The organism is Mycobacteroides chelonae CCUG 47445, from assembly GCF_001632805.1.
GTDB lineage: Bacteria > Actinomycetota > Actinomycetes > Mycobacteriales > Mycobacteriaceae > Mycobacterium > Mycobacterium chelonae.
In genome coordinates, this window is sequence record NZ_CP007220.1 from 3,676,901 (window position 1) to 3,695,270 (window position 18,370).

Consider the following 18,370-nt stretch of genomic DNA (forward strand, 5'->3'; position numbering starts at 1 on the left):
TAGATCGTGACAAAACCGGGGTACCAAAGGGGCGAGTTGCGAACTAGTCTCACGCGAGCTGCTGGCGGATCCTGAACTTCTGAATCTTCCCGGTCGCGGTTCTGGGCAGAGAATCGACAAACTCGACACGTTTGGGGCATTTGTACCCGGCCAGATTCTCCCGGCAGTGCGCGATGAGATCCGGGCCGGTGGGTGGATCTATCCCCGGATCTGTCACCGAGATCACCACGACCGCGGTAACCAACTCGCCCCATTTGTCGTCGGGCACTCCGACGACGGCAGCCTCCCGGACTCCGGGATGAGATATCAGCGCATCTTCCACTTCGATGGAGGACACGTTCTCGCCGCCGGTAATGATGATGTCCTTCTTGCGGTCCGAGATGCTCAGGTACCCGTCGGACATCGATCCGCGATCACCGGTATGAAACCAATTGCCCGCCAACGCTTCCGTGGTCGCCTCTGGCTGATCCCAGTAGCCATCAAGATTCGTGTTCGACTGGGTGAGCACCTCACCGTCCTCGGCGATCGATACCCGCACACCTATCGCCGGGGCTCCCGCGCGGCCCAGCATGCGAGCCTGCTGGTGGTCGTCGAGATCGGCCCACTCGGACCGAAAGCGATTCATCGTGATGAGCGGTGCGGTCTCGGTGAGCCCGTATATCTGGATGAACTCCCAGCCGAGTTCGGCACGCACCCGCTCGATGGTGCGCGTCGGGGGTGGCGCACCCGCGACGATGATCCGAACCCGGTCCCGGCCGGGGATGGGCCCCTGCCAACGGGCCGCGGCGTCCAGCACAGAATCGACGACCGTTGGTGCCGCGCACATCACGGTGACCCCATGCTCTGCGATACGCCGCAAGATCTCGTCACCGTCGACCTTGCGCAGCACGATATGCCGGCCACCCATTCCGGTCGCCGCATACGGCCACCCCCACCCGTTGCAGTGGAACATCGGCAACGTATGCAGCAGTACATCGTCGTCACGCAGGGTGGCGTGCAACCCGAAAACGACTGCGTTGATCCAGATGTTGCGATGCGTGAGTTGCACACCTTTGGGACGGCTGGTGGTTCCTGAGGTGTAATTCAAAGTGGCGGTGTCTGATTCGGTGCACGACCAGGGCCTCGGATCGGCCCCCTGCGGTGAACCGATTTCACCGAATATCGCGGCGTCATCCTCTCCCAGCACGAAGTTATGGGTGGCGCGCACGGTGTCGAGCAGCCCACGCACCTCCGGGTCCACTATCAGTACCGAAGCCCGTGAGTGCTCGACGATGTACTCGATCTCAGCGGGAGCCAACCGAAAGTTGACGGGTACCAGGATGCGCCCCCACCCGGAAACTCCGAAGAACGAGGTGAGCAGTCGCGCACTGTTCTGCGAGACAATCGCGACCCGCTCCCCGGGCCCGACGCCCAGACCGTCAAGTGCCGCGGCTTGCCCACGCGCCCGCTCGGCAAGCTGCCGGTAGGTCACCGCGCCCCAGGAGGTCGCCGGTTGCACCGGCTCGTCGACTACCCCGACGCGGTCGGGATAGACCAGCTCCGCACGGTCCAGGAAATCTCGCACACTCAGATCGAAGAACACGCACCAATCCTGCCGCCCCGCTCCCAATGTGGCGCGCATATCCACGAAGCACACGGACGCCTTGCCGGTCACCGGCGGACGGGTGTTTAATGATGGCGCTTTGTTCAGCAGTGGTTCATGCGCGCTTTGCGCACACGCTTAGGAGGTGACGCGACTATGTCCGATAGTCAACCTCCGAGTATCCACAGCGCCTTCTAACGCAGATCAGGGTCGCGCTCGAAGGCGCTCTTGTTGCACCACACCGTTGTGTGCACCTCGAAGCCACTGCAAGAGAACAGGACCCATCATGAGTCATTGGGATGTCATCATCCGCGTAGCCCTGGGATTTGGCCTGGGTTGCGTCATCGGGATCGAACGGCAGTGGCGCGCCAAGAACGCCGGCCTGCGCACCAACGCGCTGGTATGCCTGGGCGCGACACTCTTCGTCATCATGGGCGGCTACAGCTTCCATGGCCCCGGCGCCGACCCGACTCGCGTTGCAGCACAGATTGTTTCAGGTATCGGTTTCCTCGGCGCCGGTGTGATCATGAAGCAGGGCGCCACCATCACCGGGCTGAATACCGCCGCCACCATGTGGGCCACCGCCGCCGTGGGGGCGCTGGCCGGCGGCGGGATGTACGACGTCGCGATAGTTGGCACCGCCGCCATCGTGCTGGCCAACGTGCTGCTGCGGCCGCTGGGGCATCTGCTGGATCGCCAACCGGCCATCGGTCGCGAGGCCCGACCGGCCGAGTATCTGTTCGAGGTCACCACCACCGACGAAACCGAGGCGCATATCCGCGCACTCACCGTGCAGGCCGTCAGCAGGCCTGAATTCGCACTGCAATCGGTGCGGTCCTATGACGTCGAAGACGGCAAGCATGTGCGCGTGGTGGCGAAACTGAGTGCCGAAGAACGCAACGACTCGCTACTGGAGTCCGCGGTGAGCCGGTTGTCCATGGAACCCGCTGTCTCATCGGTGCGCTGGCATGTCGATCGCGAGGAAGAGGCCGAAGCCAGTGAGTGGTAAGGGCCTACGCCCCGTCGAGTGTGAAGCCATGGCGATAGTTCGACCGAATATCCGCCGTATCTTCACACTCGGCGCAGGAGCTTCTCGGCGAGCGCATCCGGATCGCTGCCGTCGGTGATCGCCCACGGGCCACCCCAATTCCGTTGTGCCAAATCGGCATACGCCGCGGAAACCCGCGACTGCAGATCCGCATCACGCTCATAGGTGTCACGGGTGCGCGCACTCTCCTGCTCCTCGCGGTGGCGCGCCCGCTGCTGGGCAAGCTCCGGAGAGACGTTCAAGAACACCTGCCAGTCGGGATGCGGCAGACCAAAGCGTTGGTACTCAAGCTCATAGACCCAGCGCGCCATGTCCCCGTCGCCGTCCTGATGCAGCCGCGCCGCGCCATAGGCGGCGTTGGACGCAACCCAGCGATCCAATATCACCAGATCATGAGTGCGCACCAGCCCCGTCAACTCTTCAAGCGCACTGCGGCGATCGAGGGCGAACAGCAGCCCCATCGCATACGCGGAGGACACCACATCGCCGTGCCCGCCCTTGAGCGACTCGGCCGCGAGGTCGGCGTGCACCGAGCGTCCGTAACGCGGAAAATCCAGCGTCGCAACGGATAACCCCTGCAATCCGCAGCGCTTCGTCAGCGCCGCGGTAAGCGTGCGCTTGCCCGCGCCGTCGACACCCTCGATCGCAATCAGCTGGCCCACGGCTGGTCAGCCTACGCAAAGGCCCCCGGCACCGGAGTGCCGAGGGCCTTGTACGAGTTTCTAGACAATCAGTAGCGGTAGTGCTCCGGCTTGTACGGGCCTTCCACGTCGACGCCGATGTACTCGGCCTGATCCTTCGTGAGCTTGGTCAGCGTGCCGCCGAGAGCCTCGACGTGAATGCGCGCGACCTTCTCGTCCAGGTGCTTGGCCAGCCGGTAGACCTCGTTGTCGTACTCGTCGTTCTTGGTCCACAGCTCGATCTGCGCGATCACCTGGTTGGAGAAGCTGTTGCTCATCACGAACGACGGGTGGCCGGTGGCGTTACCCAGGTTAAGCAGACGGCCCTCGGACAGCACGATGATCGACTTGCCCGAGTCCCCGAAGGTCCACAGGTCCACCTGCGGCTTGATGTTGAGCCGGGTGGCGCCGGACTTCTCGAGGGCCGCCATGTCGATCTCGTTGTCGAAGTGGCCGATGTTGCCCAGGATCGCCTGGTCCTTCATGGCCTTCATGTGGTCCAGCAGGATGATGTCGTAGTTGCCGGTGGCCGTCACCACGATGTCGGCATTGCCGATGGCCTGCTCGACGGTCACGACGTCGAACCCGTCCATGAGCGCCTGCAGCGCGTTGATCGGGTCGATCTCGGTGACCTGCACACGAGCGCCCTGCCCCGCGAGGGACTCGGCGCAGCCCTTGCCGACGTCGCCGTAGCCACAGATCAGCACCTTCTTGCCACCGATGAGCACGTCGGTGCCGCGGTTGATGCCGTCGACCAGCGAGTGCCGGGTGCCGTACTTGTTGTCGAACTTGCTCTTGGTCACCGAGTCGTTGACGTTGATGGCCGGGAACGCCAGCTCGCCGGCAGCGGCGAACTGGTACAGGCGCAGCACGCCGGTGGTGGTCTCCTCGGTGACGCCCTGGACCGACTCGGCGATCTTGGTCCACTTGTCCTTGTCGGTCTCGAACCGCTCACGCAGCAGGTTCAGGAAGACCTTGTACTCGGCAGAGTCATTGTCGTCCGCCGGGGGCACCACGCCGGCCTGCTCGAACTGCGCACCGCGCAGCACCAGCATGGTGGCATCGCCGCCGTCGTCGAGGATCATGTTGGCCGGCTCGTTCGGCCAGGTGAGCATCTGCTCGGCAGCCCACCAGTACTCCTCCAGCGTCTCGCCCTTCCAGGCGAAGACCGGGGTGCCCTGGGGCTCCTCCGGGGTGCCGTGCGGGCCGACGACAATCGCCGCAGCCGCATGGTCCTGGGTGGAGAAGATATTGCAAGAGGCCCAGCGCACCTCCGCGCCCAGGGCCGTCAACGTCTCGATCAGCACCGCAGTCTGGATCGTCATGTGCAGCGAGCCCGAGATACGAGCACCCTTGAGCGGCAATACATCCGCGTACTCACGACGCAGTGCCATGAGGCCGGGCATCTCATGCTCGGCGAGACGGATCTCCTTGCGGCCGAACTCGGCCTCCGAAAGATCGGCCACCTTGTAATCAATGCCGTTGCGTACGTCGGCCACCAGCTCGGTCATCGCCACCTCAATCGCGTCGCTTGAATAATTCCTGCATGTCAATTCAACTGACACGCACGGGTCCGTCACCAGGTTAGCGCGTGTAAGCAACGGATAGTTAGATCAGGTAGCGAGATTTATGGATGCGCAGGTCACCGGGGGCCTGTCCCGCTTGCGGGGGCCTTGTCGGTGAGCGCGTTGGCTTCCACGAACGGGGACAGCAGGCGCGCCATATCGAGCGCCACATCATGATCCGATTCCGGCGGCATCGACACGTAACTAATCGCCAGCCGCACAATCGACCTTGCGAGGATGGCCGCGTCTTCCTCACTGGCCGCCACCCAGCTGTTCGCGAACGACTCGGTGAGCCGCGCCGACGCCGGCAGCACGATCAGCGCACTGTCCACCGTCACGAGGCGCATGAGTTCGGGCTTGGCCTCGCCCGTCAACAGCGAGATGACCATGGGGTCTGCGGCACTCTCGGCGAAGAAGGCCGCGAATCCCTGATGCAACGCGCCATGAATATCACCGACGTTGGCGTAGATCGCGTCGTTCACGGAGTCGGCCAGACGCAGGGCCAGACGCAGCGCGTATCCCTGAGCCAGCCCCTGCCGGGAACCGAACTCGTTGTACAGCGTCTGACGGCTGACTCCTGCCCGGCGGGCGACCGCCGACATCGTCACTGCCGACCAATCCTGATGACGCAGAAGGTCTCCGAGCGCATCAAGAACCGATTCGCGAAGCAGCGCCCGCGCGGCCTCGGCATACGGCACTCGTGGCGTCACACCGTGGAGCCTGGCAGGCGCGGTGTACTCGGTCAATGTCATGGCCGCGCGATCTCCACCATCACGAAGTCGGCCTTGGCGGCGCCACAGTCCGGGCAACTCCAGTCCTCCGGGATGTCATCCCAGCGAGTGCCTGGCTCGATACCGTCCTCCGGCCAGCCCAGCGCCTCGTCGTACTGAAATCCGCACTGCATGCATTCGAACAACTTGTAGTCGTCGTCGCTCATGATTCCGCTCCTTGCAGGGCTTCAAAATCCACCTTCTCGCGCACTCCGCAGTCGGGGCAGCACCAGTCGTCGGGAACCTCCGACCACGCCGTCCCGGCCGGGAACCCCTCGCGAGGGGCGCCCGTGCTCTCGTCGTACACGTACTGACATATGGGGCAACGGTACTGGGACATGTCAGGCCGCCTGTTCGGTTACGCCGTACTTGGCCAGAATCTTGGCGCGCTTGCTGGGCTGGATGTTGACCTTGGTGATGTCGCCGTCGTAGTGATCCAGTACCCGTTGATCCATGACCTTGCGCCATAGGGGCGGGAAGTACGCCAGTGTCAGCATCGTGGCGTAGCCGCTGGGCAGGTTCGGAGCACCGTCCATGCTGCGCAGAGTCTGATAGCGCCGGGTGGGGTTGGCATGGTGGTCGCTGTGCCGCTGCAGGTGGTACAGGAAGATGTTGGTCACCAGGTGATCGGAGTTCCAGCTGTGCTTGGGGGTGCAGCGCTCGTACCGCCCGCCGGCGGCCTTCTGCCGCAGCAGCCCGTAGTGCTCCAGGTAGTTCACCGTCTCCAGGAAGGTGAAGCCGTAGATGGCCTGAATGATCAGGTACGGGATAACCGCGGTGCCGAAGATGGCGATGGTGACCCCGAACAACACCACCGTCATCAGCCAGGCGTTCACCACATCGTTGCTGGGGTGCAGCACGAAGCGGTTCAGCCTCTTCATGCGGGTAGCCTCCAGATTCCACGAGGACTTCAGGCTGCCCCAGACGCTGCGCGGCCAGAATCCCCAGAACGTCTCGCCAAATCGCGAGCTGGCCGGATCCTCGGGTGTCGCAACGCGCACATGGTGTCCGCGGTTGTGCTCGATATAGAAGTGGCCGTAGAAGGTCTGCGCCAGTGTGATCTTCGAGAGCCAGCGCTCCAGCTCGTCTTTCTTGTGCCCCATCTCGTGGGCTGTGTTGATGCCGACGCCGCCGAGAACACCAATCGACAAGGCGATACCCAGCTTGGAGATCCAGCTGATGCCATTGTCGAACCCGATCCAACTCAGGTCGGTGGCGGTGAAGTAGTAGGCCCCCAGGAAGAAGCTCGCGTACTGGAAGGGAATGAAGATGTACGTGCAATAGCGGTAGTACTTGTCGTTCTCCAGCGCCTCCATCACCTCATCGGGTGCGTTCTCGCCGTCGGCACCGAACCGCAGATCCAGCAGCGGCAGGATCACGTACACCAGCAGTGGACCGATCCAGAAGAAGAACGGCGAGAACTGCTGCCATCCGAGCTGGTTCATCCCATAAACCAGCGCCGTCGCAATGAAGATCGCGGTGGGCGGGATCATCCCGTACAGCCACATGTGGCGCTTGCGGTCGCGCCACTGGACGGGCAGGTCATGGGCTGCATCAAGGTTTGACGTCATCGTCACTATCTCCTCGGTCTATATCTGCGTGAGGTACGTCACCGAACAGATTTGACGATAGGACATGATTCGTCGCTTGTCTAGACAAATGAGTATGTTTTGTAAAGTACCTGGTGGTGCGCGTCACCCACAGTGGACCCAAGGAGAGATGCGGAGCGCGCTACTTCTCGACGGCTACCCGCAACCCCAGCACCGAGTGCCTGCGGCTATAAGCGAAGTAGACGATCACGCCGATGACCATCCAGGCCAATGCGAACATCCAGGTGCGGACGGCGAGATTGAGCATCAACCACCCGCACGCCAGGATCGCGACCACGGGCAGCCACGGCACACCCGGTGTGCGGAAGCTCCTGGGCAAGTCGGGGCGGGAGCGCCGCAGCACGATCACGCCAGCCGACACCAGCACAAAGGCGAACAATGTTCCGACGTTGACGATCTCCTCCAGCCCCTCTATCGGGGTGAGGGACGCCGCTATCGCGACAAGAAAGCCCACGATGAGGGTGATGCGTATGGGTGTGCCGTGCGATCCCGTCCGGGCGAGTTCGCGGGGCAGCAGTCCATCACGACACATCGCGAAGATGACGCGGATCTGTCCGAGCATCAGCACCATCACCACCGTGGTCAGCCCGGCCAGCGCGCCGATGGCGATGACCTTGGCAGCCCAGTCGACACCGTTGAGGTGAAATGCCGTGGATAGATTCGGATGCGAATCCGCTGCCCGCAGGTCGCTGTACTTGACCATCCCCGAGAGGACCACCGTGACCGCGACGTACAGAACGGTGACGATGACGAGCGAGGCGATGATGCCGCGCGGCACGTCCTTTTGCGGGTTCCGCGTTTCCTCCGCGGTGGTGGCGACGACATCAAACCCGATGAACGCGAAGAACACGATCGAGGCGCCCGCCAGGACCCCGAACCAGCCGTACTGGCTTCCGGAACCGCCGGCGATGAACGAAAACAGGGACTGATCCAAACCGGTCCTGCTGGAACTTCCCGCCTCCGCCGGTGGAACGAACGGTGTGTAGTTGGCCGCCTTGATGAAGAACGCGCCGACGATGATCACCAGCAGCACCACCAGGACCTTGACGGTCGTGATGACGAGGGACACCCGTGAAGACAGCTTGGTGCCGACAGCCAGTAGCACCGTCAACACCGAGACGATGAGCAGCGCGCCCCAGTCGACCTTGAGCGACCCGAGATGCACTGTGCCACTCGATAACCCAAATACTGTGCTCAGATAGCTCGACCAGCCCTTCGCGACGGTGGCCGCACCAACCGAGAACTCCAAGATGAGGTCCCATCCCAGGATCCAGGCGGCGAACTCACCGAATGTCGCATAGGAGAACGTATAGGCGCTGCCTGCAACCGGAATGGTCGACGCGAACTCCGCGTAACACATCGCGGCCAGGCCACACCCGATCGCAGCCATGATGAAGGACAGCGATATCGCCGGACCGGTGACGTTGGCGGCCGTCGACGCCGTGACGGTGAAGATACCGGCTCCGATGACCACAGAGACCCCGAAAACGGTGAGATCCCACCACGTTAGGTCCCTACGGAGCTTTGTTTCCGGCTCGTCGGTATCCGCGATCGACTGTTCGACAGACTTGGTTCGCCACAATCCGCTACCTGGCATTACGGCAGTCTTGCACAACCCCCGTGCTCACCACGGTTGATCACACCGCCCGGCTAAGAATTGACGGCCGAACGATCCAGATCGGGCTCGAGGTAGATCACCTGCGCGATCGGCACCGCCTCGCGCACCCGCCGCTCTGCGGCATCGATCGTGGCGGCGACCAATGGCAGATCCGCATCGGGTGCGATCGCGATCTTGGCCGCGACCAGAAGCTCCTCCGGACCCAGATACTGGGTACGGCAATGGATTACCCGCTCGACGTGATCAGTGCCGGTCAGCGCGTCCAGGATCGCGCGCTCCTGCGTCGCGGTCGCACCTTCACCGATCAGCAGGCTCTTCATCTCGACCATCAAGACAATCGCGATGACGCCCAGCAGCACACCGATCGCCATGGTGCCGATCCCATCCCACACGGGGTCGCCCGTGAGAATCGTCATGCCGACGCCGAACAGCGCGAAGGCCAGCCCCAGTAGGGCACCGGTGTCTTCGAGCAGCACGACGGGAAGCTCGGGGTTACGGGAGTTTCGGATGAACTGCCACCAGCTGGCTTTACCCTTCAGCGGCTTGGATTCCACAAAGGCGGTACGGAAGCTGTAACCCTCCAAACCTATGGCCAACGCCAGGATCACAATCGCGACAATGGGCGACTGCAGATGCTCGGGAGCGTGGATCTTGTGATAGCCCTCATAGAGGGCGAAGACCGAGCCGAGCGTGAATAGCACCAGCGCGACCACAAACGAGTAGAAGAATCGGCTACGCCCATATCCGAACGGGTGCAGTCGATCTGCTTCCTTACTCGCGGCGCGCTGCCCGTAGAGCAGCAGCCCCTGGTTAGAGGTGTCCGCCACCGAGTGCACGGACTCGGCGAGCATCGACGAACTCCCGGTGATCAGGAAGCCGACGAACTTGGCCACCGCGATACCCGCGTTCGCCGCCAGCGCCGCGATGATCGCCCTCTTACTGCCGCCTGCTGACATCGACTCTCCTTACTGTTCCGCGCTCGCATTGTCCTGACGGACGGTCACGCGCCCGCGTCGACTGTTGCCATGAATACACGGGCATCTGACTGCCCGGTCAGCGTCACATCTCCGCCGTCGGCCGGTATCCAGACCGACTGCCCCGCATGCACGTCGAGATCCGGTCCCGCACCGTCCAACCGCACGCTGCCCCGCGTGCACAGCACTATCCGCGGTCCCTTCACGTCCACCGGAGCGCGTTCGCCATCCACCAGATCGAATCGCGACAACGCGAACTCCTTGGCGGGCGTGAGGTACCGAGTCTGCGCAGCGTCGGTGACCGTCTCAACATGCAGGTGTTTTTCGGCGGCAGGTGAAAAATCCAGCACCCGAAGCAATTCGGGTACATCGACGTGTTTGGGAGTAAGCCCACCGCGCAGCACGTTGTCGGAATTGGCCATGATCTCGACCGCCAAACCGCGCAGGTACGCATGCAGATTTCCGGCGGGCAGGTAGATCCCCTCCCCCGGTTCCAGCGTGAGCCGATTCAACAACAGCGAGGCAAGCACTCCGGCATCCGCCGGATACCGCTCACCCAACTCCAGAAGCGTGCGCGCCTCGCCAGTGAAACGCTCGTGGCCGGACGACAGATAACGCACGGCACCCTCGAGCACGGCAGGCACCAACAGATCCAGGCTGGGCTGCGGAAGTGTTATCCAGGTGGTGAACAGGGCGCGCAGCCCGTCGGCGTCGGACTGTCCGGCCAACAGATTCACATAGGGTGTCAGCTCGTCGACATTGAGCGCGCGAAAGAGTTCGACGGTGTCACCGGGGTCGCGAAAGCCTGCCAGCGCCTCGAAACGATCCAGCGCCACAACCAGTTCGGGCTTGTGATTGCGATCGCGATAATTACGCACCGGAGAGTTGAGTGGGACACCCGCCGCCTCTTCACGCGCGTAGCCGTCTGCCGCCTGCTGCGCACTGGGGTGGGCCTGCAGGGACAGCGGCTCGTCCGCCGCCAACACCTTGAGCAGGAATGGCAATTGATCGCCGAACTCCGCCACCGACGCCCGACCCAACTGCCCCGCCGGGTCTGCGGCCACCACATCGAGTAATGACTCTGCGCCACCACCGGTTTCCAGGTACGCCGGGTCGGCTGGGTGCGCACCCAGCCACAGTTCGGCTTCCGGATGCGGTGTCGGTGTGGGGCGTCCGGTGAACTCGGCGATCGCCGTCCGCGAACCCCAGGCGTACGTCCGGATCGCCCCCCTGAGCAGATTCACAGCCCGGATCTCCCCCCGCCAAGCCGGGCGTACACCGAGGCCATTTCGAGTCGCGTCGCGAGCATCATCAGCTGCGCGAGCTCCGACGGTCGGGCCGCCACGTCACCAAGATCGGTGGTACTCACCAGCTGCGCTTCATCGACACCATCGATCCGCGCCGCAACCGATTGGAAGTCGCTATCGGTTGCAAGGGCAAGTATCCGCGGTGGACCATCGCCGCGGGGACCATCGATGAACTCGTCATGGAACAGTGAGCTTTCGCCAGAGCTCCTGCTCGACAACGCATCCCGCATCGCGGCCAACGCTTGCGGAAGGCCGCACGCGGTGGCGGTGCGCTGCGTCAGCCGCAGCAGCGTTGCCGCCGCGTGTTGCGCGAGCGCCACGGTGACCGACCGATCCCCGCAGAACACGGCGGGTCCACCGGTCAATCGCGTCGCGATCACCTTGGCGGCGTTGGTGAAGATTTCCCGGCCCACGGTGTTCCGGGACACCTCGCCGTCCACTTCATCGGCGATGGCCATGACGTCGGGCGCGATGGCCCTATCGAGCACCCCTAGCACTGCCGCCCCCACAGCGAGGTTGTGAGCAAGACTGAATGTGTCGGGCACCCGCAACCGGGGCGCCAGTGAAATCGCCCGGCCAGCACCGGAATCCGCCAAGGGGCCCTCATCGGGTGCGGCGATGACCACCCGGGCACCGCGACGGGTACCCACCGACACCGCAGCAGTAAGGGCAGGATCACCGGCATCGTCGCCGGCGACCACCATGACATCGAGCGGGCCCACCCACACCGGAGCCCGGGTGGTGGTGACGAACGGAAGACTCGCCGTGTCCGACAGCGCCCCGGCCAGAACCGCTCCCGCCGTTGCGGCGGTGCCGCGGCCCGCGACCCACACGAGCGCGCGCGACCGGTCCTCCACGTGAAGCGGCTCCAGGGCACCCTCGGCGATGGCCGTACCAACCGCCCGCACCTGCGAGCCGGCCATCGAAGCGGCCTGCAGCGAACCATCGCGGTCGGCCGCCAACAGCGCCTCGGCGTCGTCCAGATCGATGGTGGCCTTCATCAGGTCGCGGCCTCGGTGCGGTCGACCAACTCGGTGACGCGCGCGACCACACCCGCCACATCTTCGTCGGTGCGGGCCTCGACGTTGAGGCGCAGCAATGGCTCGGTGTTGGACGTCCGCAGGTTGAACCACGTTCCGGTACCGATGTCGACGGTGACACCGTCTAGATGGTCGATCGAAACTATCTGTGTGCCAAATGACTTCAACACCTCATCGACGCATGCCTTGGCATTCGAGACGCGGAAGTTGATCTCGCCGGAGGACGCGTACCGCTCGTAATCAGACATGAGGTCTGAGAGCGGCCGGTCCTGCTCGCTCAGGGCTGCCAGCACGTGCAGTGCCGCCAGCATCCCGGAGTCGGCGCCCCAGAAGTCCCGGAAGTAGTAGTGCGCGGAATGCTCACCGCCGAAGATCGCGCCCGTCTCGGCCATCAACGCCTTGATGAACGAGTGCCCGACGCGAGAGCGCACCGGCGTTCCGCCGTGCTCAACGACAAGCTCGGGGACGGCGCGGGAGGTAATCAGATTGTGGATGATGGTGCCGCCGATTTCACGCTCCAGCTCTCGACGCGCTACCAAAGCGGTTACCGCGGAAGGAGATACGGCACGTCCGCGCTCATCGACGACGAAGCACCGGTCGGCGTCACCATCGAAGGCGAGGCCGATGTCGGCCCCCTCGGCCACCACGAAGGCCTGCAGATCGCGCAGGTTCTCGGGGTCGAGCGGGTTGGCTTCGTGGTTGGGGAAGTTGCCGTCCAACTCGAAGTACAACGGCGCGATCGCGATCGATGGAATCGATCCCAACACTGCCGGCGTGGTGTGCCCGCCCATACCGTTACCGGCGTCCACCGCCACCCGGAGCGGGCGCGCCTCGCTCAACTGAACCAGCGACCGCAGAAAATCTCCGTACTCGTCCAGCACATCACGCTCGGTGACAGTGCCCGCCGGACCATCGTGCGTCGGCACGCCGTTGATGAGCTCCTCGCTGATGACGGCCAGGCCGGTGTCCTTGCCCACGGGCTTGGCACCGGCGCGGCACAGCTTGATTCCGTTGTACGCAGCCGGGTTGTGGCTGGCGGTGAACATGGCTCCCGGGCAGTCCAATAGCCCCGAAGCGAAGTACAGCTGGTCGGTGGATGCCAGTCCGATCTGCACGACATCGACGCCCTGAGCGGTGACGCCCTCGGTGAACGCCTGAGCCAGCGGAGGCGACGAGTCCCGCATATCGCGGCCCACCACGATCCGCAATGACGCGCCGGCGTCGGCCTGCTCGGCCTTGACCAGCCGCGCGAACGAAGAACCCACGTCGAACACGAATGACTCGTCGATCTGCTCGCCCAGGAGGCCACGAACGTCGTACGCCTTGATGACTGCGTGGACAGCGTCGGCGGACCGGGCCATGACGAGAGCACTCCTATTGATCTGTCGAGCGAGGGACGTTAGGTGTCGCTGGCCAGCCTAGTGGTCGGCGAGTGCCCAACGTGAACGTCCGGCGAGAGGCTACAGAATGTCACGGGGCCAAGCCGAAAGCACCTGATCAGAACTAGTCGGCCGGATCCGGCAGCACCCGCAGATGTCCGCGGCGCCGCCCGACCGGGGCCGGATGCACGGGCCGGGGAGCAGCCGAGGTGGCGGGCGCTCCCATATCGAGTGCGGGCTCGCTGAATCCCGCCGCAGCCATCCGTACTCCGGTGGGTTCCCGAACCGCATCGGCCAGGGCAACCAGGTCGTCATCCTCGGGATTCGACGGCAGGGGGCCGTTGTACCGGACCAGCTCCCAGCCACGGGGCGCGGTAATCCGGCTCGCGTGCTGCGCGCACAGATCCCACGAATGCGGCTCGCTGGACGTGGCCAGCGGCCCAACCACGGCCGTCGAGTCCGCATAGACGAACGTCAACGTCGCCACGGCGGAACTCGGGCACCCGGGTCGACAGCAGCGACGGGGGGCTCTCACAAACGTTGAGGCTAGCGTGCGCAAACACGTTCCGACCCGCAGACACGCGCTGTGAACCCACTGAGACCCTCCGGTGATCAGGCAGAGACCCCGGGGTGATCGGCTCGTTGTGATTCGTCAGCCACAGCAGTCACACCGTTACCATTTCCCGTATGGCACGTGACGGACGGCGCGGCGGCTCGGCGGGCGGGTCGAGCTCGCAGGGCTCCCGAAGGGGGCGTGATTTTCGTGGCCCGCTCTTGCCGCCGACTGTTCCCGGCTGGCGCTCACGCGCCGAGCGCTTCGATATGGCGGTACTGGAAGCCTACGAACCCATCGAGCGGGCGTGGCAGTCACGGCTGGAGGGTCTCGATGTCGCGGTGGACGAGATTCCGCGCATCCAACCCAAGGATCCCGAGTCGGTGCAATGGCCGCCGGAGGTGATCGCTGACGGACCGATCCCGCTGGCAAGGCTCATTCCCGCCGGCGTGGACACCCGGGGTAACACCACCCGGGCGCGAATTGTCCTATTCCGCAAGCCGATCGAATTACGCGCGAAGAAATCTGGGGATTTGTCGGATCTCCTGCACGATCTGCTGGTGGCGCAGGTTGCCACCCACCTGGGGGTGGAACCATCGGTGATCGACCCGACCATCACCGATGAGGGCGACTAACCGCCCGATCGAACGCGGAGTTAGATGATGCCCCGCTTCAGGCGGCGGCGCTCACGCTCAGACAACCCGCCCCAGATACCGAACCGCTCGTCGTTGGCCAGTGCGTATTCAAGGCACTCGTCCTTGACTTCGCAGCCCTGGCAGATGCGCTTGGCCTCGCGAGTCGACCCACCCTTCTCAGGGAAGAACGCCTCGGGATCGGTCTGCGCGCACAGCGCCTTCTCTTGCCACTGATCATCAGCGACACCAATCAGCGCATCAAAATCGTTCTGCACCAACGTCAGATGCGGACGTGCGGGCGGCAAGCCCGTCGCACCCGTGCCGACGCCGGAACTCAGCTCGTCGTGTGCGCCAAATTCATTGTGCCCGAACAGCATCGTCCCGCCTCCTCACCATTCCCACTTGCAGTCGTCGTGCCCGGTTTCGTGCCACATTGTCGTTTTCCCGGCCATTCCATTCGAACATCTGATCGAATCCCGGTCTGCGCCTGCAACTTCCAAACCCAGCCCGAGGAATGACACTGGTGTGATTACACACGTGTTCGCTGCCGGGGTCAAGCGAAGGACGAAAATTCATACCATCTACGACCGACAAAATCGGCGTGGCGCCCTCGTGGCGTGTCGCATCATTGCCGGCGCACTAGTCTCGGTCAGCGTGAAACTCACCGTCCTCGTCGGCGGCGTCGGCGGAGCGCGCTTCCTGCTCGGCGTCCAACGCTTGCTCGGATCAGACTCCAGCAAGCATCAGATAAACGCCATCGTGAACATTGGCGACGACGCCTGGATGCATGGCGTCAGGATCTGCCCTGACCTGGACACCTGCATGTACACCCTGGGCGGAGGGGTGGATCCGGAACGCGGCTGGGGGCACCGGGGCGAGACCTGGAACGCGATGGAGGAACTGGCGGCCTACGGCGCCCAGCCCGACTGGTTCTCGCTCGGCGACAGGGACCTGGCCACTCACCTGATACGCAGTCAAATGCTGCGGGCCGGTTACCCGCTATCAGCGGTCACCGAAGCGTTATGCAATCGATGGCAGCCCGGAGTCCGCCTGTTACCCGCCAGCGACGAACGCTGCGAGACCCACGTGGTGATCACCGACCCTGCCGATGGAGAGCAGCGCGCCATCCACTTCCAACAGTGGTGGGTGCAGCACCGAGCACAGGTACCCACGCACAGTTTTGCGTTCGTCGGCGCGGACGAAGCAAAGGCCGGCCCCGGCGTTGCCGAAGCCATCGCCGAGGCAGATGCTGTCTTGCTGGCTCCCTCCAATCCGGTGGTGAGCATCGGGGCCGTCCTGGCGGTCGGCGGAGTTCGCGGGGCACTCCGCACAACCACCGCTCCGGTCATCGGGTACTCGCCCATCGTGTCCGGTAAGCCGCTCCGCGGAATGGCTGACGAATGTTTGCGCGTGATCGGTGTCGAGGTGAGCTCACAAGGTGTCGGGGAACACTTCGGCGCGCGCTCACAGACCGGCATCCTGGACGGCTGGCTGGTCGACGAGGGTGACGCCGCTCACATTGCGGGAGTTCAGGTACGGTCGATTCCGCTGCTCATGACCGACCCGGACGCGACGGCGGCGATGGTGCGTGCGGGACTCGAACTGGCCGGAGTTACCCTATGACCTCATCTGCGGATTCCACTGCACCGGAACATGGTTCGGCGGCTCCGGTGGAGATCTTACCCATTGCGGGCCTGCCGGAATTCCGCCCCGGCGACAATGTCGCCAAGACCATCGCCGAGGCGGCACCGTGGGTCCGAGACGGCGATGTGATCGTGATCACCAGCAAGATCATCTCCAAGGCCGAGGGCCGCATCGTCGCGGCGCCTACCGATCCCGAAGCACGGGACACCTTGCGGCGCAAACTGATCGACTCCGAGTCGGTCCGCGTGCTGGCCCGCAAGGGAAAGACACTGATCACCGAGAACACCATCGGCATCGTGCAGGCCGCCGCCGGAATCGACGCGTCCAATGTCGATACCGCCGAACTCGTACTGCTCCCCACCGACCCCGATGGCAGCGCGGCGGCGGTGCGGGCAGCACTGTCGCGACAGCTGGGTGTGAACGTAGCGGTGGTGATCACCGACACCATGGGACGGGCCTGGCGCAATGGCCAGACCGATGCCGCCATCGGTTCCTCCGGCATCCCCGTCCTGTATGGCTATGCCGGCGCAAAGGACAAGCACGGCAACGAACTTCAGGTGACAGAGGTGGCCATCGTCGACGAGATCGCCGCCGCCGCCGACCTTGTCAAGGGCAAGCTCACCGACGTACCGGTTGCTGTGGTGCGGGGCCTGTCGGTGCCCGACGACGGCAGCGTGGCCCGCGACCTCCAGCGCTCGGGCCCCGACGATTTGTTCTGGCTCGGCACCGCGGAAGCGCTGGAGCAGGGGCGTCGCGATGCGGTGCTGGCGCGCCGCTCCATCCGTCAATTCGCTGATATCGCAGTAGATTCCGACCTACTACGGGAAGCCATCGGCGAAGCGTTGACGGCGCCCGCTCCGCACCACACCCATCCGGTGAGATTCGTATGGGTACGGGATCTGACGACACGGCGCGCGCTGTTGGATGCCATGAAGCAGGCATGGGCCGTGGATCTCAGCGGAGACGGGCGCACCCCGGAGTCCGTCGAGAAACGGGTCGCCCGCGGACAGATCCTCTACGACGCACCCGAAGTCGTCATTCCGTTCCTGGTTCCCGACGGTGCCCACGACTACCCGGACGAGCGCCGGAATGCGGCGGAACACACCATGTTCACCGTCGCGGTGGGTGCGGCGGTGCAGGCACTGTTGGTGGCGCTGGCGGCGCGGGGCGTGGGGAGCTGCTGGATCGGGTCCACCATCTTCGCCGCCGACGTCGTCCGCAGGCAGCTCGAGCTGGATGCCTCATGGGAACCGATGGGAGCCATCGCCATCGGGTATCCGCACGGATACCCCGAGGAGACGCTGGAACCCCGCACTCCCCTGCCCGCCGGCCAGATGCTGGTTGAGCTCTGATGAGCCGCATCTCGGGTCTGCAAGCTTCCGCCGTCGAGCTGCTCTCCGCATGGGAAACGCCCGATGCCGAGCAGGACAGCCTGCGGCACTCCGTTCTGGCCTTTCTCGACGCCAATCCGGACGCCTGCCGCCGCCGCAGCGCCGCAGGCCATATCACCGCCTCGGCGCTGGTGGTCAACCACGACGGGTCGCAGGCGCTGCTGACCCTGCACCCCCGCGTGGGTAAGTGGCTTCAGCTGGGTGGTCACTGCGAGGAGGAGGACGCCACCATCCGGGCCGCCGCGCTGCGCGAAGCCACCGAGGAGTCCGGGATAGCGGACCTCACTCTTGAGCCGAATCTGCTTGGCATACACGTACACCCGATCAAGTGCTCGCTGGGCGTGCCGACTCGCCATCTCGATCTGCAGTTCCTGGCGCGTGCGCCCGAGGGCGCCCAGATCACCGTCAGCGACGAATCACTGGACCTGCGCTGGTGGCCCATCGACCAGATTCCGGCCGAGGATCCCTCGGTGGTCGTGTTGGCCGAGCGGGCCCGCGCCAGGCTGCGTTGAAAGTCGGGTAGTGCATTACCCGTATCCGGCGTAACGAGCCGTCGTATCGTCCCCTCATCAGC

At 64.3% G+C, this 18,370-nt stretch carries 19 protein-coding genes; 5 read left to right on the plus strand and 14 right to left on the minus strand.

Annotated features, from left to right (window positions below; translation table 11 throughout):
* Window positions 1-49 precede the first annotated feature (49 nt).
* Window positions 50-1,582 (minus strand): AMP-binding protein, encoded by a 1,533-nt coding sequence (locus tag BB28_RS17995; protein ID WP_046255950.1) that lies wholly within the window; start codon window positions 1,580-1,582, stop codon window positions 50-52.
* Between the two features lie 286 nt (window positions 1,583-1,868).
* Between BB28_RS17995 and BB28_RS18000 the strand changes: the two genes are divergently transcribed.
* Entirely contained in the window at window positions 1,869-2,591 is a 723-nt protein-coding gene (locus BB28_RS18000; RefSeq protein ID WP_046254499.1) for an MgtC/SapB family protein, read from the plus strand.
* A gap of 62 nt (window positions 2,592-2,653) precedes the next feature.
* Here BB28_RS18000 and BB28_RS18005 read toward each other — a convergent pair whose 3' ends face one another.
* The 12 genes from BB28_RS18005 to BB28_RS18060 all read right to left on the minus strand — a co-directional run bounded on the left by BB28_RS18005 (window position 2,654) and on the right by BB28_RS18060 (window position 14,108).
* Window positions 2,654-3,292 carry a dTMP kinase gene (locus BB28_RS18005; RefSeq protein ID WP_046254500.1) on the minus strand — a complete coding sequence of 213 codons (639 nt, stop codon included), beginning with the start codon at window positions 3,290-3,292 and terminating at the stop codon, window positions 2,654-2,656.
* Between the two features lie 68 nt (window positions 3,293-3,360).
* Complete coding sequence (gene ahcY / locus BB28_RS18010) at window positions 3,361-4,821, minus strand: adenosylhomocysteinase (protein ID WP_030096909.1); 1,461 nt, start codon at window positions 4,819-4,821, stop codon at window positions 3,361-3,363.
* Window positions 4,822-4,952: 131 nt separating this feature from the next.
* Entirely contained in the window at window positions 4,953-5,573 is a 621-nt protein-coding gene (locus BB28_RS18015) for a TetR/AcrR family transcriptional regulator (RefSeq protein ID WP_075874180.1), read from the minus strand.
* 50 nt (window positions 5,574-5,623) lie between these two features.
* Entirely contained in the window at window positions 5,624-5,812 is a 189-nt protein-coding gene (locus tag BB28_RS18020) for a rubredoxin (RefSeq protein WP_030096907.1), read from the minus strand.
* A complete protein-coding gene (locus BB28_RS18025) occupies window positions 5,809-5,985 on the minus strand; it encodes a rubredoxin (RefSeq protein WP_030096906.1) in 177 nt (58 codons plus the stop codon). Before BB28_RS18025 ends, BB28_RS18020 begins: the two co-directional genes overlap by 4 nt.
* Before the next feature lies 1 nt (window position 5,986).
* Window positions 5,987-7,216, minus strand: coding sequence for an alkane 1-monooxygenase (locus BB28_RS18030; RefSeq protein ID WP_046255951.1), 1,230 nt, complete (start codon window positions 7,214-7,216; stop codon window positions 5,987-5,989).
* Window positions 7,217-7,376: 160 nt separating this feature from the next.
* On the minus strand, window positions 7,377-8,852 hold the full coding sequence (locus BB28_RS18035; RefSeq protein WP_046254502.1) for an amino acid permease: 1,476 nt from the start codon (window positions 8,850-8,852) through the stop codon (window positions 7,377-7,379).
* A 53-nt stretch (window positions 8,853-8,905) separates the two neighbouring features.
* A complete protein-coding gene (locus BB28_RS18040; protein ID WP_046254503.1) occupies window positions 8,906-9,829 on the minus strand; it encodes a cation diffusion facilitator family transporter in 924 nt (307 codons plus the stop codon).
* Window positions 9,830-9,873: 44 nt separating this feature from the next.
* Entirely contained in the window at window positions 9,874-11,091 is a 1,218-nt protein-coding gene (manA, locus tag BB28_RS18045) for a mannose-6-phosphate isomerase, class I (protein ID WP_046254504.1), read from the minus strand.
* Window positions 11,088-12,155, minus strand: a complete 1,068-nt coding sequence (locus BB28_RS18050; protein ID WP_046254505.1) for a hypothetical protein — start codon at window positions 12,153-12,155, stop codon at window positions 11,088-11,090. Before BB28_RS18050 ends, manA begins: the two co-directional genes overlap by 4 nt.
* Entirely contained in the window at window positions 12,155-13,555 is a 1,401-nt protein-coding gene (locus BB28_RS18055; protein WP_046254506.1) for a phosphomannomutase/phosphoglucomutase, read from the minus strand. The genes BB28_RS18050 and BB28_RS18055 overlap by 1 nt, the downstream gene beginning before the upstream one ends.
* 142 nt (window positions 13,556-13,697) lie before the next feature.
* Complete coding sequence (locus tag BB28_RS18060; RefSeq protein ID WP_075874158.1) at window positions 13,698-14,108, minus strand: DUF3499 domain-containing protein; 411 nt, start codon at window positions 14,106-14,108, stop codon at window positions 13,698-13,700.
* Window positions 14,109-14,260: 152 nt separating this feature from the next.
* Between BB28_RS18060 and BB28_RS18065 the strand changes: the two genes are divergently transcribed.
* The gene (locus BB28_RS18065; RefSeq protein WP_075874157.1) at window positions 14,261-14,761 is read left to right on the plus strand and encodes a metallopeptidase family protein; all 501 of its coding nucleotides are present in this window, start codon (window positions 14,261-14,263) and stop codon (window positions 14,759-14,761) included.
* Window positions 14,762-14,781: 20 nt separating this feature from the next.
* Here the strand turns inward: BB28_RS18065 and BB28_RS18070 are convergent, their stop codons facing one another.
* On the minus strand, window positions 14,782-15,036 hold the full coding sequence (locus tag BB28_RS18070) for a WhiB family transcriptional regulator (protein WP_030096897.1): 255 nt from the start codon (window positions 15,034-15,036) through the stop codon (window positions 14,782-14,784).
* Between the two features lie 379 nt (window positions 15,037-15,415).
* Here BB28_RS18070 and cofD point away from each other — a divergent pair, with 379 nt between their 5' ends.
* Genes cofD through BB28_RS18085 form a run of 3 tightly spaced genes read left to right on the plus strand, consistent with a single transcriptional unit; the run spans window position 15,416 to window position 18,308 of the window.
* Window positions 15,416-16,384, plus strand: a complete 969-nt coding sequence (gene cofD, locus BB28_RS18075) for a 2-phospho-L-lactate transferase (RefSeq protein ID WP_046255952.1) — start codon at window positions 15,416-15,418, stop codon at window positions 16,382-16,384.
* Window positions 16,381-17,757, plus strand: coding sequence for a coenzyme F420-0:L-glutamate ligase (locus tag BB28_RS18080; RefSeq protein ID WP_046254508.1), 1,377 nt, complete (start codon window positions 16,381-16,383; stop codon window positions 17,755-17,757). The genes cofD and BB28_RS18080 overlap by 4 nt, the downstream gene beginning before the upstream one ends.
* On the plus strand, window positions 17,757-18,308 hold the full coding sequence (locus BB28_RS18085) for an NUDIX hydrolase (RefSeq protein ID WP_046254509.1): 552 nt from the start codon (window positions 17,757-17,759) through the stop codon (window positions 18,306-18,308). The genes BB28_RS18080 and BB28_RS18085 overlap by 1 nt, the downstream gene beginning before the upstream one ends.
* Window positions 18,309-18,370: the final 62 nt, after the last annotated feature.

Bases quoted from the DNA above. Each gene is read 5' to 3' on its own strand.
- BB28_RS18000 (WP_046254499.1), top strand. From the start codon at position 1,869: ATGAGTCATTGGGATGTCATCATCCGCGTAGCCCTGGGATTTGGCCTG.
- ahcY (WP_030096909.1), bottom strand. From the start codon at position 4,821: ATGACCGAGCTGGTGGCCGACGTACGCAACGGCATTGATTACAAGGTG.
- BB28_RS18020 (WP_030096907.1), bottom strand. From the start codon at position 5,812: ATGAGCGACGACGACTACAAGTTGTTCGAATGCATGCAGTGCGGATTT.
- BB28_RS18025 (WP_030096906.1), bottom strand. From the start codon at position 5,985: ATGTCCCAGTACCGTTGCCCCATATGTCAGTACGTGTACGACGAGAGC.
- BB28_RS18030 (WP_046255951.1), bottom strand. From the start codon at position 7,216: ATGACGTCAAACCTTGATGCAGCCCATGACCTGCCCGTCCAGTGGCGC.
- BB28_RS18035 (WP_046254502.1), bottom strand. From the start codon at position 8,852: ATGCCAGGTAGCGGATTGTGGCGAACCAAGTCTGTCGAACAGTCGATC.
- BB28_RS18040 (WP_046254503.1), bottom strand. From the start codon at position 9,829: ATGTCAGCAGGCGGCAGTAAGAGGGCGATCATCGCGGCGCTGGCGGCG.
- BB28_RS18050 (WP_046254505.1), bottom strand. From the start codon at position 12,155: ATGAAGGCCACCATCGATCTGGACGACGCCGAGGCGCTGTTGGCGGCC.
- BB28_RS18055 (WP_046254506.1), bottom strand. From the start codon at position 13,555: ATGGCCCGGTCCGCCGACGCTGTCCACGCAGTCATCAAGGCGTACGAC.
- BB28_RS18065 (WP_075874157.1), top strand. From the start codon at position 14,261: ATGGCACGTGACGGACGGCGCGGCGGCTCGGCGGGCGGGTCGAGCTCG.
- BB28_RS18080 (WP_046254508.1), top strand. From the start codon at position 16,381: ATGACCTCATCTGCGGATTCCACTGCACCGGAACATGGTTCGGCGGCT.
- BB28_RS18085 (WP_046254509.1), top strand. From the start codon at position 17,757: ATGAGCCGCATCTCGGGTCTGCAAGCTTCCGCCGTCGAGCTGCTCTCC.